The following is a 13,942-nucleotide window of genomic DNA, read 5'->3' on the forward strand; positions in this document are numbered from 1 at the left end:
CGAGCATGCGATATCGATCGATGAAAAGCGCCCGCTGGTCGGGCGCTTTGTTGTTTTTGGCGGCCGCCTTGTTGAGTGGCTGCGCCACGACGCCGCCGTTGTCCGAGGACACGCATTCTGCCGTACCGGAGCGACATCTGATCGAGGAGGTGCCGTTTCACGGGCAGCGTGATTACCAGTGTGGTCCCGCGACATTGGCCATGGTGCTCGACCAGGGTGGCCGGACGGCCAGCGTCGACGAGCTGATCCCGCAGGTGTTCCTGCCCGGCCGCGAGGGCAGCGTCCAGCCGGAAATGCTGGCCACCGTTCGTCGTCACGGGCTGATTCCGTTCGTCATTCCGGGGCGGCTGGATGCCGTCTTGCAGGAGGTGGCGGCGGATCGGCCGGTGGCCGTGCTGCAGAACCTGTCCCTGCCGTGGTGGCCGATGTGGCACTACGCGGTGGTGATTGGTTACGACCTCGACGACGAACGCCTGGTGCTTCACAGCGGCGAGACACCACGCATGGACGTTTCCATGGGGCGCTTTGATGCCACTTGGGCGCGTTCGGATCGCTGGGCCTTCGTCGCCTTACCGCCGGGCGAATTGCCGGCCTCGGGCGTGGATCGCGAGTCCGCCAAGGCCATCTCGGCATTCGAGTCGGTGCAGGGGGCCGATACCGCGCTGCCAGCCTGGCAGGCGCTGGCCGACCGTGAACCCTCGTTGGCCCTGGCGCAGTTCGGACTGGGGAATGCCCTGGCCGCCACCCGTGACCTACGCGAGGCGGCCCGAGCCTTCGGCCGCGCGGTAGACGTGGACCCGGAGTTCGCGGCCGCCTGGCTGAACCTGGGGCTGGTGCTGCGCTCGCTCGACCGGACCGAGGAGGCCGAGGATGCGCTGCGTCGAGCCGCCGAAATCCCCGGCCCGTTGCAGGAACGGGCACGAGAGCAGCGGGCCCGGTAACTGGCACAGTAAACAGACGTCACAGACCGTTTTCGACGGGCAAGCCGTGGCGATTCGGATCAATCCGGGGCCGGTCCTCAGGCATGGCTTTTTGCCGGCGCGCGGGTCAGTTCGTGGGTTGACCGAGCTGCCGGTAAAGGGCTTCGTGTTCACTGACCGCCTTGCCGGCCAGGGCGTAGCCGGCGAGTTGGCCGCGGCTCACGAAGTCGTTGCGTTGGCCCTCGGGCACGGTGTGCGGGGTCCAGCGGCCCAGGTCGGCAAGCCGACGGTCGGGCGGGCAGAGCATGATCGGCAGGCTGGGGGTCTTGACGCGAATCGCGGCCGGGCGGTGCTCGAACGGCACGCAGTCACCGCTCAGGGCCGCGGCGGCGGTCGTGGCCATGCGGCGGATCGGCTCGATGAAGAAGTAGCTGCGCCCCTTGATCTCGGCGCAGTCGCCGATGGCGTAGACGTGCGGGTCGCTGGTCTGCATGGTCTGCGCCGAGGCGAGAATGCCGCGGTTGATGACCAGCCCGGCGCGCTGGGCGAAATCGGTGTTGGGCACCAGGCCCATCGCGGAAATCACCTCGTCGGTATGGATCTCCCCGCCGTTAGTCAGCGTCACCTTCAGGCGCCCGCCGCTTTGATCGACGCGGGCGAGGCTGGTGCCGGGGCGAAAATCCACGCCCTTGGCCGAGAGATGCCGGCCCAACTCGTTGCCCAGCGGGGCGGGGGCGAGCCGGTCGAGCATGCGTTCGCCGAGATCGAGCACGGTGACGCGATGGCCGCCGGCGGTCAGATCCTCGGCCAGTTCCACGCCGATCAGGCCGGCGCCGATGATGGTGACGTGGCGCGGTTCGCCGTCGAGACGGGCGCGCAGGCGCTGGTAGGCGGCGAGATGATTGAGCCGCGTGATGCGAGGGGCGGCATCGCCGTCGAAGGCGCGAAAGCGCTGGCGGGCACCGAGGGCGAGCACCAGCTCCCCGTAGTGGACCGGGCCGCGGGTGGTCAGCAGGCGCTTGCCGTCGGTGTTCAGCGCCAGCACCGAGGTGTTCGGTTGCAGGGTGATGCCCAGTTCGGCGGCCTTGGCCGGCCCGCTCTGCTCGACGAGATCCTCGGGGGCGCGGCCCTGGCTGATCGCCATCGACAGGCCCGGCTTGGTGTAGGCGGCCGCCTCGTCGTTGCTGATCAGGGTGATGGGGCGATCGGGGTCGCGGGCCCGAAGCTCTTCGGCGACCGTCCAGCCGGCGATGCCGGCGCCGACGATGACCACCGAATCCGGACCGCCCACGCCGCCCTGTGCCGCGCGGGGCCGCGGGGCATCGTTCTGCGCGGCGCGCTGGGCGGCGTACTCGTGCAGCGGCATGAAGTCGGCCTTGGTCACCCCGCACAGCGGGCAGTACCAGTCGTCGGGGATGTCCTCGAAGCGGGTCCCTGGCGCGATGCCGCTGTCCGGGTCGCCCTCGTCCTCGTCGTAGATCCAGCCGCAGACGGTGCAGATCCAGCGGATGTCTTCTTCAGGCGTGTTCATGGCGGGTCACCTTGGTCTCGTTTACTTCATTGGGCGCCGACGGGCGCGGTTCTGCCTTGGGGCGGGTCACGTCGATGGCGGCGATGCACAGCCAGGCGAGCAGGCTGCCGGCCAGGAGCAGGATCGGCGTGCGTGCCGCGCGGGGCGCGGTCATGACAGCGCCTGCTGGTTGTCGGATCGTGGGCGGGGCATGGGATTAATCGATCAGTGCCTCGATTTCCTTGCGCAGATGCTTGATCGCCGGGGTGACGATCGCGACGAAGTAGGCCTCGCGCAGCTTGCGTTGGGCCGGGGCGTCGACGAGGTAGCCGTTCGCGCCGATGTGCAGCATGGCGCTGTTGGCCGCGCGCAGGGCGAGCTCGGAGCCGGCCAGTCGCAATTCCAGTACCTGGCGGAAATAGGCCGGGTCGGGGTTGTGCACGTCGGTGGCCAGTTCGCGGACCAGGGCGCGCGTATCTTCCAGGGCCTCGCGCAGCTCGTCGGGGCGATCGTCGAGGTAGCAGTTGACGTGGCCGAGGCGCGGTTCGACGTCCTCGCACAGGCGGATACAACCCTCGATCACGCCCGTGGCCATGCCCGCCTGCAAGAGGACGAAGCCGGCCTTGATGCGGTTGAGGAACGGGCCGACCGGATCGGCGATGATCTGGTTGTGCGGGATGAAGACATCCTTGAAGAACAGGGCGTAGGTGCCGGTGCCTTCCATGCCGCAGAACTCGACCAGTTGGCGAAACTCGAAGCCCGGGGTGTCGGTGTGGACCAGGGCCATCACGTCGCGCGGGTTGTCGCCCTCGACGCGGAAGATCGAGCCGAACACGTGCGATTCGCCCAGGTTCGAGATCCACGGCAGCTGGCCATTGACGATGAAGCCGTCGGCGGTCTCCTCGGCGTGCAGCAGGATGTCCTCGATGCCGGCGAAGTACTTCATCGGGTTGGACAGGGCAGTGCCACCGAGCAGTTCGCCGCTGGAGAGCTTCGGCAGGACGGTGTCCTTGAGGTGCTGGTTGTCGGAATTCTCGACGTACCAGGCCACGGCGTCCTGGCACCAGGTCATGAAGCCGGTGGACATGCATTCGGCCGAGATGCGGTCCATGTCGTCGATGGCCGCGGCGATGTCCATGCCGGCCGGATTCTGTGAGGCGAGGTGGTGGCGATAGGCGCCGGCCGCACCGATTTCGTGCAACACGTCGGCGGGGTATTCGCCGTGGTCGATCGCGATCACCTTGGGCTTCAAGGCGCGGCGAATCACCGTGTCGAGGTCGGGCGTCGCGTCGGTTTTCAGGAACGCCGGTACGTCGGGCGGGGCCGCGGTGGGCCGGGCCGCCACGGGGTCGTGGGTGGCAAGATTCATGGGATCACCTCCGGTAGAAGGCCCGGCGGACCGGGCCGATTGGACGACGTCTCGGCGATCAGGCGAGATGGCAGGAGAGGTCGACCGGACGGGTCATGGTGTTGGCCACCGGTGACCACTTCTCGGCGGTGTCCAGCAGGTCCTGCAGATCTTCCTGGCTGATCGGGTCGACCGTCTCGACGTCGAAGTAGACGCGGATGGCGGTGAAGCCCAGCGGCTTGGATTCGTCGAGGTCACCCGTGCCCCAGACGGCGGTGACGTTGATGTCCGCTTCCATGTTCAGCTCGAGCTTGCTGATCTTGATCTGGCGCGCGGTGGCGTTGGCGTGGACGCCCACGGCCAGGCAGGCACCCAGCGCGGCCAGGGTGGCCTCGGACGGATTCGGGGCGGTGTCGTCGCCCAGCAGGTGCGGCGGCTCGTCGACCACCACCGGATCGAGGTCGCGGATGTAGGTCAGGTTGCGAAACCGGCCTTCGCAGACGGTCTTCGCCTTGAGCGTGACCACCGCATCCGGGTTGGCCTTGCCCTTTTCACTCAGTGCCTTGAGGCCGTCGGCATCGATTTCCTTGATCGCCTGGCGGATGCAGGACGGGGCGACGGGTTGGGCGGTTGCTGTGCTCATGGGTATTCACTCCGGTTCTGGATTGGCTTGGACGTGGATCGGGATGTCTCTCGACGAATCCCGTCGTCGCCTACTGCATTGCAGAGGCTGTGCCAAGAACCGTAAATTGCGTTGTGGCGCCGTTTGGAAGGGATTGTGCATGGCGCTGCCCCAGGGTGGGGCGGGCATTGTCGGACAATGTCCGGTCTTTCGCCGGCGTGGGGCGGACAATGTCCGGTTGGCGGCGTGTTGTTGCGCTGATCGAATGCGTAAGTGTTGGAAAGAAAAGGATAAGTGCTGCTTGGCAGGCTTCTTGTAACGACAGGGGACAGTGGCCTTGACGGTCACGACGACAAACCCGATATCCCTTGACGGAGATGCCCGCATGATGACCAAGCAAGCACTGACCGACCTGATCCTGGAAAAGAAGACCGCGCTCGGCCTGTCCTGGGCCGATATCGCCAGTGGCGTAGACCTGTCCCCGACGTTCGTCACCTCGGCCTGTCTGGGCATGAACAGCCTCAAGCCCGAGTTCGCCGACAAGCTGATCGCGATCCTCGAACTGCCCGCCGAGGCCAAGGCCGCGATCGAGGCTTGCCCCATGAAGACCTGGGAACAGACCGTGCCGACCGACCCGCTCATCTATCGCCTCTACGAGGTCGTGGGCGTCTATGGTTCGACCATGAAGGAGCTGATCCACGAGGAATTCGGCGACGGCATCATGAGTGCCATCGACTTCTCGCTCGACGTCGACCGCGAGGTCAACCCCGCCGGCGATCGCGTCGTGATCACCATGAACGGCAAGTTCCTGCCCTACAAATCCTGGTAGGCCGCTCGCGACGGAACCGCGAGCCGAACGTGAAAAGGGCGCGTCCGAGACGCGCCCTTTTTACATGACCGGCGGATGGCGATCCGTCCACCGGGATCGGCTTTGCCGACGCGATCAGTCGATCAGGACCCGGGCGTTGATCGGTTGAACCGGCCGGTTGTTCTCCGTGCCGATCGCTTTCTCGAACGACGTGATCTGCTCGGTGGAGAGGGTGGGGTGCTGTTGTATGACCACCCAGCGGACACCCTCGCTGCAGGGCGGCGTGGTCAGCGAACCGTTGTAACGATAATGTTCGGTTCCGGCAGGTAGCAGTTCGGCCGCGTTGAACGCGGCATCCAGCTCAACCTCTTCGCCTGCCGAGCCGGGGAGCTTCTTCACGAGCGGCTCGAGCGCGTCGTTGGCTTCTCCTTCCTCGAACAGCGCGGCCACGACGGCTAGGTTGCCGTCCGGGTCGGCATGGACGAAATGCACTTCCAGCGGGAAATGTTTCCCATCAATGGTGTGCTCGCTCGGGGCATGGAAATGGAACTGTTTGAGCTGGAAGTCCCGGCCGTCGAGCGTAAGGGTGCTGCCTTTCTGGTAGTCGACCTGAATGGCGTGGCCATTATTGACGAGGTGGGTGCCGCCGTCGCTGTAGTCGAATGTCGGGGCTGACTGATCCGCCGACAAGGATGCGGTTACATCGATGGGCGACTGGTTCACGCCGTCACCACAGCTCGAGTACGCCGGGTCGAGCGAGGCCCACTGGTCCGGGCCGGCATCGCCCTTGTAGCTCCAGTGAGTGGCGTCAGCTGCCATGGCGTGATGGGGCAGGCCGAACGTGGCGACCACTACGGCAATGGTTCCGGGAGTAATTCGCATGTGGGACTCCTTGTTTGTTGTGGTTGGCGGATGATCGCTCAGATGCGACTAGGTAGCCAGGCTATTAGTTCCCGGAACGGTGAACGCTTTTGGTCCAAGTGCATAGACTGCTAATAAAAAGCCCGCTACCCTCGTGCCGTGCCTCGAACCCATGACAAGGAGAGTGACGATGCTGATGCTGGACGTGAAGGATCTCGGGTGGTGGTACTGGCTGGTGACGGCCGTGCTGCTGAGTGTCGGGCTGTTGATCGATCCGGTGGGTCTGTGGCTGGCCGTCGGGCTGACCGTGATCAACCTGGCGCATTTTGCCCTGCGCGCCGATCGCCTGACCGCCTTTCCGGTGCAGGTGAGGTTCTTCTACCTGCTGTTGCTGCTGGTCGCGTTGCCCGAGGCGATGCGCTGGCTGTTCTGGATCCCCATGATCGGCACCTGGGCGCAGGTGCTGGTGGGCTATTGCACCATGGCACGCCTGGTCTCGCTGCTGCCGTGGAATCGCCGCGAGCCGCTGACCTGGCGGCTGGTCTGGCGACGGTTTGCCTCGGCGCCGGTACGGGGCAGCGTGGCAGACTGAGTCATTGAGGCTAGGGACGTGAACAAAAAAAACGGCGCGGATGATTCCGCGCCGTTTGCCGTTCTGGGTGCAGAGTTTCGCTAGGGGCTTACACCGCTTCGCTGACCCAGTCCCCCGGGCCGCGGCGGCGCTGCACGTCGCCCTCGTCGGTCAGACGCAGCAGGGTGAGCCAGCGATTGCCCACCAAGTGCTGCAGGGTCTCGTTGCCGGCGATGATGTCGTCGATCGCCTCGGCCGGCGCCTCGACGAAGGCCGACAGGCGCAGCGGCTCGTGGCGCCAGTTCTCGCCGTCGTGCAGCGACTGCATCGACAGGCCGACCCGCAGGTCGCCGCCGTTGCCCTCGAGCACGCCGACCAGGCCGCCGACGACGTTGTGCAGCACCTTGTTGCCCGAGCCCTGGCGCTCGTTGTCGACCGTCGAGCCGTAGTACTGCAGGTTGATCCAGCTCGCCACCACCAGCGGGGCGGTGAGGATCAGCTCGAGCACGCCGAAGCCCTCGTCCTGGCGCCAGTCGTAGTCGTGCAGGAACGACCGGCCGCCCAGATCCAGGTCGCGGGTGCGCTCACGCGGCGCGGCGATGAAGGCGGCGTTGCCGGCCAGGCCCCACTCCGGGCGCACCTCGGACCAGTCGCGCCCGCGGTGGGCCACGGCCTTGCGCGCGGCCTCGCGGTCCGCTGGGCTGTCGGACAGGTTCTCGCGCAATGTCACCAGCCGCTCCAGGCGGGTGAGGTCACCGGCCTGCACCAGTGCCTGGCGTAGTTCGTCGAGCCTTGCCCGATCAACCGCCCCCTCGTCGAGATCGAGCAGGTCGACCTCGTCGGTGGTGGTGTCGTGCAGCGCGGCGACGAAGCGCGTGTCGGCGGGGATCTCGATGCCACGCCCGACCAGGCCGTCCCGGATCGCCGGGTCGTTCAGCAGGTCGGCGGCCACCCGGGCGCTGACCTCGCCGGTCTGTCCGGCGCAGGCACCACAATCCAGGCCCGCGCGGTGCGGGTTGTTGGTCGTGGTGCTGCCGTGGCCGGCCAGCAGCACGATCGGCGCGATCGACTCGGTCAGGCCCAGGCCGCGCAGGATGCCCTCGGCCATGCCCACGCGGGCCTCGAGGTCGGCCTCGGAGGCCAGCGACGGGTGGACGCGGGCGCGCTCCTCGTCGCTCAGCCCGGCCTGGTCCGGCGGCGGGGCCGGGGTGTGCCAACCGAGCGTGTCGCCGATCAGCTTCGGGATGTAGGTCAGGCCGGCCGACTCGACAAAGGTGAAGCAGGAGGCCGCCGAGAGCTTGAACTGCTTCCACGACAGGGTATTCCCGATGCGCTGTTCACGACGCGCGGCCAGTTCCTGACCCGCCTGGTCGCCGCCCTCGGCGCGATCCGCGACGGTCACGCCCGGGTTCAAGAGCACCGGGGTGTGGGTGCGGCACTGCGACTCGCCCAGGCGCTGGTAGGCCAGCGGCACGCCGAAGAAACCGGCAAAGCCGATGGTCCGCGCGCCCGGGAAGCTGGTTTCCAGGTGACGGCGGAAGACCTCCGAGCGCACGTCGATGCAGAAGGCGGCCTGTACCGGCGGGCGTGCCGCGTCGGTCTGCGCGGCGGGGCTCGCCTGACGGAAATGCCGGATGACCGGGTCGCGGAAGGCGATCTCGGTGGCCGTGAGCATGACCTCGTCGATCACCGCCTCGTTCTCGGCGGCGGCGATCGCCTCGTGATGGCGTTCGATCTCGCGCTGCCAGTCGCGACGAATCGCGGCGCTGTCGGTGGCCTTGAGCGCGAGCGCCTCCCAGACCAGCCGCACGGCGAGCAGGTCGGTGAGGTCCTTGTTGCTGCCACCGGTCAGCTCGGCGCCCCACAGGCGGTAGCGGCAGTAGGCCGCCCAGCCGTTGATCGACTTGAGCGCGGCGAACAGGTAGTCGGCGTGGACCGATTCCGGCAGTTGCAGGGTCTCGATCGCCCAGGCGATCGCCTCGATCGGGTCGGCCGGCACGTCCTGCAGGTATCGGCGGGCCTTCCCCAGACCAGCGGCGCGCGCGCTGCGATCGATCAGCGTGTACTCACGCCACGCGGTGTAGAGCGACGCGTTCTCGTCGGGGGCACTCCAGATCGCCTGGCCGCGGTCGAAGTGGGCGGCGAGGAAGTGGCTGATCTGGTCGACCACGAAGATCGAGATCGGCGCCGCACCCGGGCGGTCGAGCATCTCGACCAGCATCGGGATCGGCGTGCTGCTTCGGTGCGGCGCCTCGAGCGCCTTGATCACGGTCTCGATGCCCACCGGGTGGCCCAGGTGCTCGACGGCACGCTCGATATGCGCGCGGGTCAGTCGCCCGTCGCGCCAGCGCTGGGCGTACCACTCGTGGTCCATGACCGTGCGCTCGACGGCGATCGCGCCGAGGTAGCCGGCCGCCTCGCTGAACGGCTGGTCGATCAGGCCGAGGTAGGGGTTGACCGCGACGAACGAGTCCAGCGGCCAGAGCGGGGCGATCTTGCGCCCGGCCGCGTCGGCCAGTTCGCGGACGTGGTCGAGGTCGAGCCGCCCGGTCGCGCGGGTCGTCTCGGCGTTGTGCTGTTGGGTCTGCGTTGCCAGTGTCATGGCCGTGTCCTCCCGGTAGATACCCGGCGAATCAGTATTGGGTGGTAGTAACGGGCGTTTGCGCCTTGAGCGCGTCATGGCGCGAGCGGTGCTGACCGACCTTGTGCGGCCAGAGGCGATGCGCGGCTCGCTCGACCAGCAAGTCGACGTACAGCCCGTTGTAGAGGTGGACGAACAGCCCCTTGCGGCCCGAGCCGTTGAAGTGATCGCGGCCGGGGCCCTGCAACCACGCGAGGAACAGGAAGCTGATCGTGGTCAGCCCCAGCATCAGGCCGTAGGCCGGCGTCAGGGTGTCGGGGATCCCGGCGACCGTCGGCCCGAACAGGGTCACGAAGGCTTCGTGCAGCGCGAAGTAGACCGCGGCCATGATCGCGGCAAGCCCCGCGGCCCGCGCGATGCCTACAGCGCCCGGCGCGACGATGATCGCCTTGAGCACCAGCTGGGCCACGGCCAGGGCGACGATCGCGATTAGGGCGATCAGTGCCGGTTCGTGGCTCACCGACAGGCCGAGCACGGCGGCCAGTGCCGAGGTCAACGCGAGGCTCGCGGCGATTGTGATCGCCCAGGTGCCGAAGCCGACGCGGCGGCGCGCTGCCGGTTTCGGCTGGCGCAGCTGGTCGGGGATGCTGCCGGCGGCGAGGAAGGCATGCGCCTTGTAGAGCGAGTGGCCGACCAGGTGCAGCAGGGCCAGGGCGAACAGGCCCAGGCCCAGCTCGAGCAGCATGAAGCCGAGTTGCCCGGTGGTCGACCAGGCCAGCGAAGACTTCACGGCCGTCTGCGTGAGCATGACTAGGGAGGCGATCACCAGCGTTGCCAGCCCGACGATCGCGAGCAGGAACAGCGCGCTGCCCTGGGCGGCGAGGAATTCGCTGGTGCGCAGCACGATGATCGCGCCGCTGTAGACGACACCCGCGTGCATCAGGGCCGAGACCGGCGTGGGCGCCTCCATGACCTGCAACAGCCAACCGTGGAACGGGAACTGCGCGCTCTTGAGGATCGCGGCGAGCACGATCAGGAAGGCCGCCACGTGCATCCCCATCGGCATGCCGTCCTGGGCATGGGCCCACTCGGCGATCGCGTCGAACTGCAGGCTGCCGACCTGGTGGCCGATCAGCAGGGTGGCGCCCACCAGGCAGGCGTCCGCGCTGCGGCTGAACAAGGATTTCTTGTGCGTTGCCATCACCGCGCGGGGGCGGTCGGGGTAGAACAGCAGCAGCTTGTGCAGCGAGAAGCCGGTCAGGATGATCGCCAGCGTGAACAGCGCAAGGTTGGCCGAGATGACGACCAGCAGGAAGAAGCCGGCGGTCAGGGCCAGCAGGCGGAAGAAGCGCGCCTGCTGCGGGTCGCCGTCGAGGTACTTCTCGCTGTAGCGGGCGATCAGGGTGACGACCAGCGCGACCAGTACGGCCAGCGCCATCGTGAGCTGGTCGACCTGGATCGAAAGTGCCAGTGCGCCGGTTTCGCCGGGCAGCGGCAGGGCGGCGAGCGTCAAGGAGGCACGGTCATCGGCCAGGAAGACGAGGGTCGCGGCGATGGCCAGCGCCAGCGCGCCGATCGAGGCCCAACGAACCCGCGTGCGGTAGCGACGGGCCGTCTCGACGCCCCCGGTGGTCCCTGGAAACGCGGCGACCAGCAGTAGCAGCGGCATCAGGGCGAGTAGGGCGCCGGCAAGCGGCCAGTTGGTCAATGCGTTCATGGTCTCCCTCCGGTCAGGCTGGTGGTTCGGGTCCGCTCGCGGAATCGGGGCGGTCCCGCCGGCAGGACGAAAGGTAGTGACGAGCCAAATCGATCACCAATACGAATTTCCGAAGCAACCTATTGGCTATAGTCTATGCCAAGATTTTCGCTGGGCCTTCGGGGCAATGAATGCTCGTTTTGAGGGTGAAAATTCGTTCCAATGACCGCCATGGCGGCGTTTCGTCATGGTATTTGTTCTAGTCAATGGGTTGCCGTCGATGCATCTATGGATAGACTTAGGTGAATGGAGTTGATCGAAAATTCCAATACAAGCGATCGATCTACCCGCGTCGGCAGCCGGGTGGGGCAACGGAAATCAACGAAGGGCACCGAAGGACGACCGGATCGACCTTGGGGCCCGGGTTGCATAGAATTCGATCTATGCGAGAGGTGAGAAACAGGAAGAGGAGTGATGATGGCTGACGAGAACCGGCAATCGGAGGCGCGTTATCTCCTGCGGCGGGCCACCCTGAGACAGATCGAGATCGTCGAGGCGGTCGCCCGGCTGGGGAGCTTTACCCGGGCGGCCGAGGAGCTGTTTCTGACCCAGCCCACGGTGTCGGCCCAGGTCAAGAGCCTCTCGGAAACGGTCGGCATGCCGCTGTTCGAGCAGATCGGTCGCAAGATCTATCTCACGGATGCCGGCAATCGGGTCGCCCGTGGCTGTCGCGACGTGATCGACACCTTGTCGAATCTCGAAATGTCGCTCAACGATCTCAAGGGCCTGAAGAAAGGTCGGCTGCGCCTGTCGGTCATCACCACGGCCAAGTACTTCGCGCCGTTGGCGATGGGGGATTTTGCCAAGCAGTTCCCGGACATCGAGATGGAACTCAAGGTGTCCAACCGCGACACGCTCCTCAAGCGCATCGAGGACAACCTTTCCGACCTCTACATCATCGGTCACGTGCCCGACAGCGGGCTGGATCTCGAACTGATTCCGTTCGCCCCCAACCCGCTGGTGGTGATCGCACACCGTGACCACCCGCTGGCACGCGAGCGCCGGATTCCGCTGGAGCGGATCGCCGAGGAACCGTTCATCATGCGCGAGCCGGGGTCGGGCATCCGCAACAAGATCGAGGAACACTTCGCCCAGCATGGCCTGAAGCTCAGGCAGCGACTGGTGTTGGAAGGGCCCGAGTCGATCAAGCACGCCGTCGTCGGGCAACTGGGTATCTCGGTCGTCTCCGAGCACGCACTCAATCTTGAAAGCGAGGCCGGTCCGCTGGTCAAGCTGGATGTGGAGGGCTTTCCGCTGCAACGCCAGTGGAACATCGTCTACCCGCGTGGCAAGGCCCTGTCGGTGATCGCCCGCGAGTTTCTGGCGTTTCTCAAGGAACACGGCGGTGACTATCTCAAGATTGGCTGATCGGCGCCGAAAAGGGAGTAGGCGGAGAGTGGCCGGCCGCCGGTCGGCCTGGCCGTCGTGGTACAGTCTTGCCGCCCCAGATAACCACTCGGCATGCACCGGGATCTCGCCCCAGACGTGAAACAAAGCTTCCGCCCCACCCTGATCAAACGGATTGCGCAGAATCCGGACTTCCCGGCGTTCGCGCGTACGGTGCAGGAAGCCTATCGCCTGACGGACGACGAGCTGGCTTCGGCCAACGATCTCTCCGCGTTGATCCTGCGTGACCCGGCGCTGACCCACCGCATCCTGCGTCTGGCCAATGCCGCGCATTACCGGCACCTGGGCGGGCAGATCAACACGGTCACCCGCGCGGTGACGGTGCTGGGCTTCGAGGAAGTGCGTCTTGCCGCGCTGGCCTTGTCGCTATTCGAGCAGATCGAGAGCAAGCGCCACAGTCGGTTGCTGCAGAGCCGTTTCATGCAGGCGATCTACCAGGCCTTCCTCGCGCAGGGGCTGGCGCGCGAGCTGGGCGGACTGTCCGCCGAGGAAATGTTCCTCTGCGCGCTGTTCCAGGATTTCGGCGCACTGCTGGTCTATCGACACGCCCCCGAGCACCTGGCCGAGATCGAGCGTGCCCGCCGCGAGGACGGGCTCGACGAGGACACCGCCATCCAGAAGGTGGTCGGCGTGTTGCCGGTGGCACTCGCGCGCGACGTCTGCCGCCAGTGGGGCCTGCCGGAATCGGCGCGGCGGTTTCTCACCACCGCACGGGCCTCGGGCAAGATCACTCGGCTGACACCGGAGGCGCGCGCGCTGCGACTGGCGCAACTGGCGCGCTCCTCGGCCGAGGTGATCGCGCGCGGCGAGTCGGTCGAGGCGATCCGCCGCGACACGCTGGACCTTGCCCACCGCTGCGAGGTGGAGACGTCGGTCTTCGAGGAGGCCAGTGCCGCGGCCCGCGACCACATGCTCGAGTACGAGGAGCTCCTGTCCTCGGCCGAACGCCCGGCGTTCCTGCAGCGCATGGAGGCCGACCACGACACCCCGATGCCGGTCGAGGAGAGCGTCTCGAGCACCCCGCAAGCCGAGGAGCGCTCGGAGCGCCTGATTGCCTGCATCGAGCAGACCACCCAGGCGTTGACCGAAGAAGAACCCCTCGGCCAGATTTTCGCGCGCATGCTCGAGGCCATGCACGAGGGCCTGGGCCTGGACCTGGCCGTGCTCTACATGCTGGAGCGAAAGGCCTGGAAGCTGGTGCCCCGCCTGGGCCAGGGCACCTCGTTCGTCGAGTTCAAGCCGCGCATGACCGTTCCGCTCGCGGAGACCAGCCGGCTGGCGCAGGTGTTCCAGTCGGGCGAGGATCGCAGCATCCACCGGCCGAAGATGCCCAGCGACGACATCTTCGACTGGCAGTTCCGTGGGTCGGGCGATCTCGCGATGGTCTACCCGTTGCACGTCAACCGCGCCCCGTTCGGCCTGTTCTACCTCGAAGGCCCGACTGCGGCGTTCACGGAAGGCAATCTCAATAGCCTGCGCACCCTGCGCAACCAGGCCGCCCTGGCCTTGAAGTCGCGCTCCAAGCGCTGATCGCCGTACCGGGCGATCAGCCGTCCCG

General features: G+C 66.7%; 12 protein-coding genes. 5 read left to right on the forward strand and 7 right to left on the reverse strand.

The window, feature by feature from the left end; all coding sequences use genetic code 11:
* Positions 1-20 precede the first annotated feature (20 nt).
* A complete protein-coding gene (locus D5687_RS04980; protein ID WP_125198668.1) occupies positions 21-941 on the forward strand; it encodes a PA2778 family cysteine peptidase in 921 nt (306 codons plus the stop codon).
* 106 nt (positions 942-1,047) lie between these two features.
* On the opposite strand, the gene D5687_RS04985 is transcribed toward D5687_RS04980, so the two are convergent.
* The 4 genes from D5687_RS04985 to D5687_RS04995 are packed head-to-tail and all read right to left on the reverse strand — an operon-like array spanning position 1,048 to position 4,421.
* Positions 1,048-2,451: an FAD-dependent oxidoreductase gene (locus D5687_RS04985; RefSeq protein ID WP_125198669.1), complete on the reverse strand. Its 1,404-nt coding sequence runs from the start codon at positions 2,449-2,451 to the stop codon at positions 1,048-1,050.
* Positions 2,438-2,605 carry a hypothetical protein gene (locus D5687_RS11245; RefSeq protein ID WP_158611756.1) on the reverse strand — a complete coding sequence of 56 codons (168 nt, stop codon included), beginning with the start codon at positions 2,603-2,605 and terminating at the stop codon, positions 2,438-2,440. The genes D5687_RS04985 and D5687_RS11245 overlap by 14 nt, the downstream gene beginning before the upstream one ends.
* A 42-nt stretch (positions 2,606-2,647) precedes the next feature.
* Entirely contained in the window at positions 2,648-3,799 is a 1,152-nt protein-coding gene (locus tag D5687_RS04990) for an acyl-CoA dehydrogenase family protein (protein ID WP_125198670.1), read from the reverse strand.
* A 58-nt stretch (positions 3,800-3,857) separates the two neighbouring features.
* Positions 3,858-4,421 (reverse strand): OsmC family protein, encoded by a 564-nt coding sequence (locus D5687_RS04995; RefSeq protein WP_125198671.1) that lies wholly within the window; start codon positions 4,419-4,421, stop codon positions 3,858-3,860.
* Positions 4,422-4,785: 364 nt separating this feature from the next.
* Between D5687_RS04995 and cynS the strand changes: the two genes are divergently transcribed.
* Positions 4,786-5,229 carry a cyanase gene (gene cynS, locus D5687_RS05000; RefSeq protein WP_125198672.1) on the forward strand — a complete coding sequence of 148 codons (444 nt, stop codon included), beginning with the start codon at positions 4,786-4,788 and terminating at the stop codon, positions 5,227-5,229.
* Positions 5,230-5,343: 114 nt separating this feature from the next.
* Here the strand turns inward: cynS and D5687_RS05005 are convergent, their stop codons facing one another.
* A complete protein-coding gene (locus tag D5687_RS05005; RefSeq protein WP_125198673.1) occupies positions 5,344-6,090 on the reverse strand; it encodes a carbonic anhydrase in 747 nt (248 codons plus the stop codon).
* Positions 6,091-6,259: 169 nt separating this feature from the next.
* On the opposite strand from D5687_RS05005, the gene D5687_RS05010 reads away from it, so the two are divergent.
* Positions 6,260-6,661: a hypothetical protein gene (locus D5687_RS05010; RefSeq protein WP_125198674.1), complete on the forward strand. Its 402-nt coding sequence runs from the start codon at positions 6,260-6,262 to the stop codon at positions 6,659-6,661.
* A gap of 88 nt (positions 6,662-6,749) precedes the next feature.
* On the opposite strand, the gene D5687_RS05015 is transcribed toward D5687_RS05010, so the two are convergent.
* Together D5687_RS05015 and D5687_RS05020 are read right to left on the reverse strand one after the other, a co-directional pair.
* Positions 6,750-9,242, reverse strand: a complete 2,493-nt coding sequence (locus tag D5687_RS05015) for a YbcC family protein (RefSeq protein WP_125198675.1) — start codon at positions 9,240-9,242, stop codon at positions 6,750-6,752.
* Positions 9,243-9,273: 31 nt separating this feature from the next.
* The gene (locus D5687_RS05020; protein ID WP_125198676.1) at positions 9,274-10,938 is read right to left on the reverse strand and encodes an NADH-quinone oxidoreductase subunit L; all 1,665 of its coding nucleotides are present in this window, start codon (positions 10,936-10,938) and stop codon (positions 9,274-9,276) included.
* Between the two features lie 456 nt (positions 10,939-11,394).
* Between D5687_RS05020 and D5687_RS05025 the strand changes: the two genes are divergently transcribed.
* A complete protein-coding gene (locus D5687_RS05025; RefSeq protein WP_125198677.1) occupies positions 11,395-12,345 on the forward strand; it encodes a LysR family transcriptional regulator in 951 nt (316 codons plus the stop codon).
* Positions 12,346-12,462: 117 nt separating this feature from the next.
* On the forward strand, positions 12,463-13,914 hold the full coding sequence (locus D5687_RS05030) for an HDOD domain-containing protein (RefSeq protein ID WP_158611757.1): 1,452 nt from the start codon (positions 12,463-12,465) through the stop codon (positions 13,912-13,914).
* Positions 13,915-13,942 lie beyond the last annotated feature (28 nt).

The organism is Guyparkeria sp. SCN-R1, from assembly GCF_003932495.1.
GTDB lineage: Bacteria > Pseudomonadota > Gammaproteobacteria > Halothiobacillales > Halothiobacillaceae > Guyparkeria.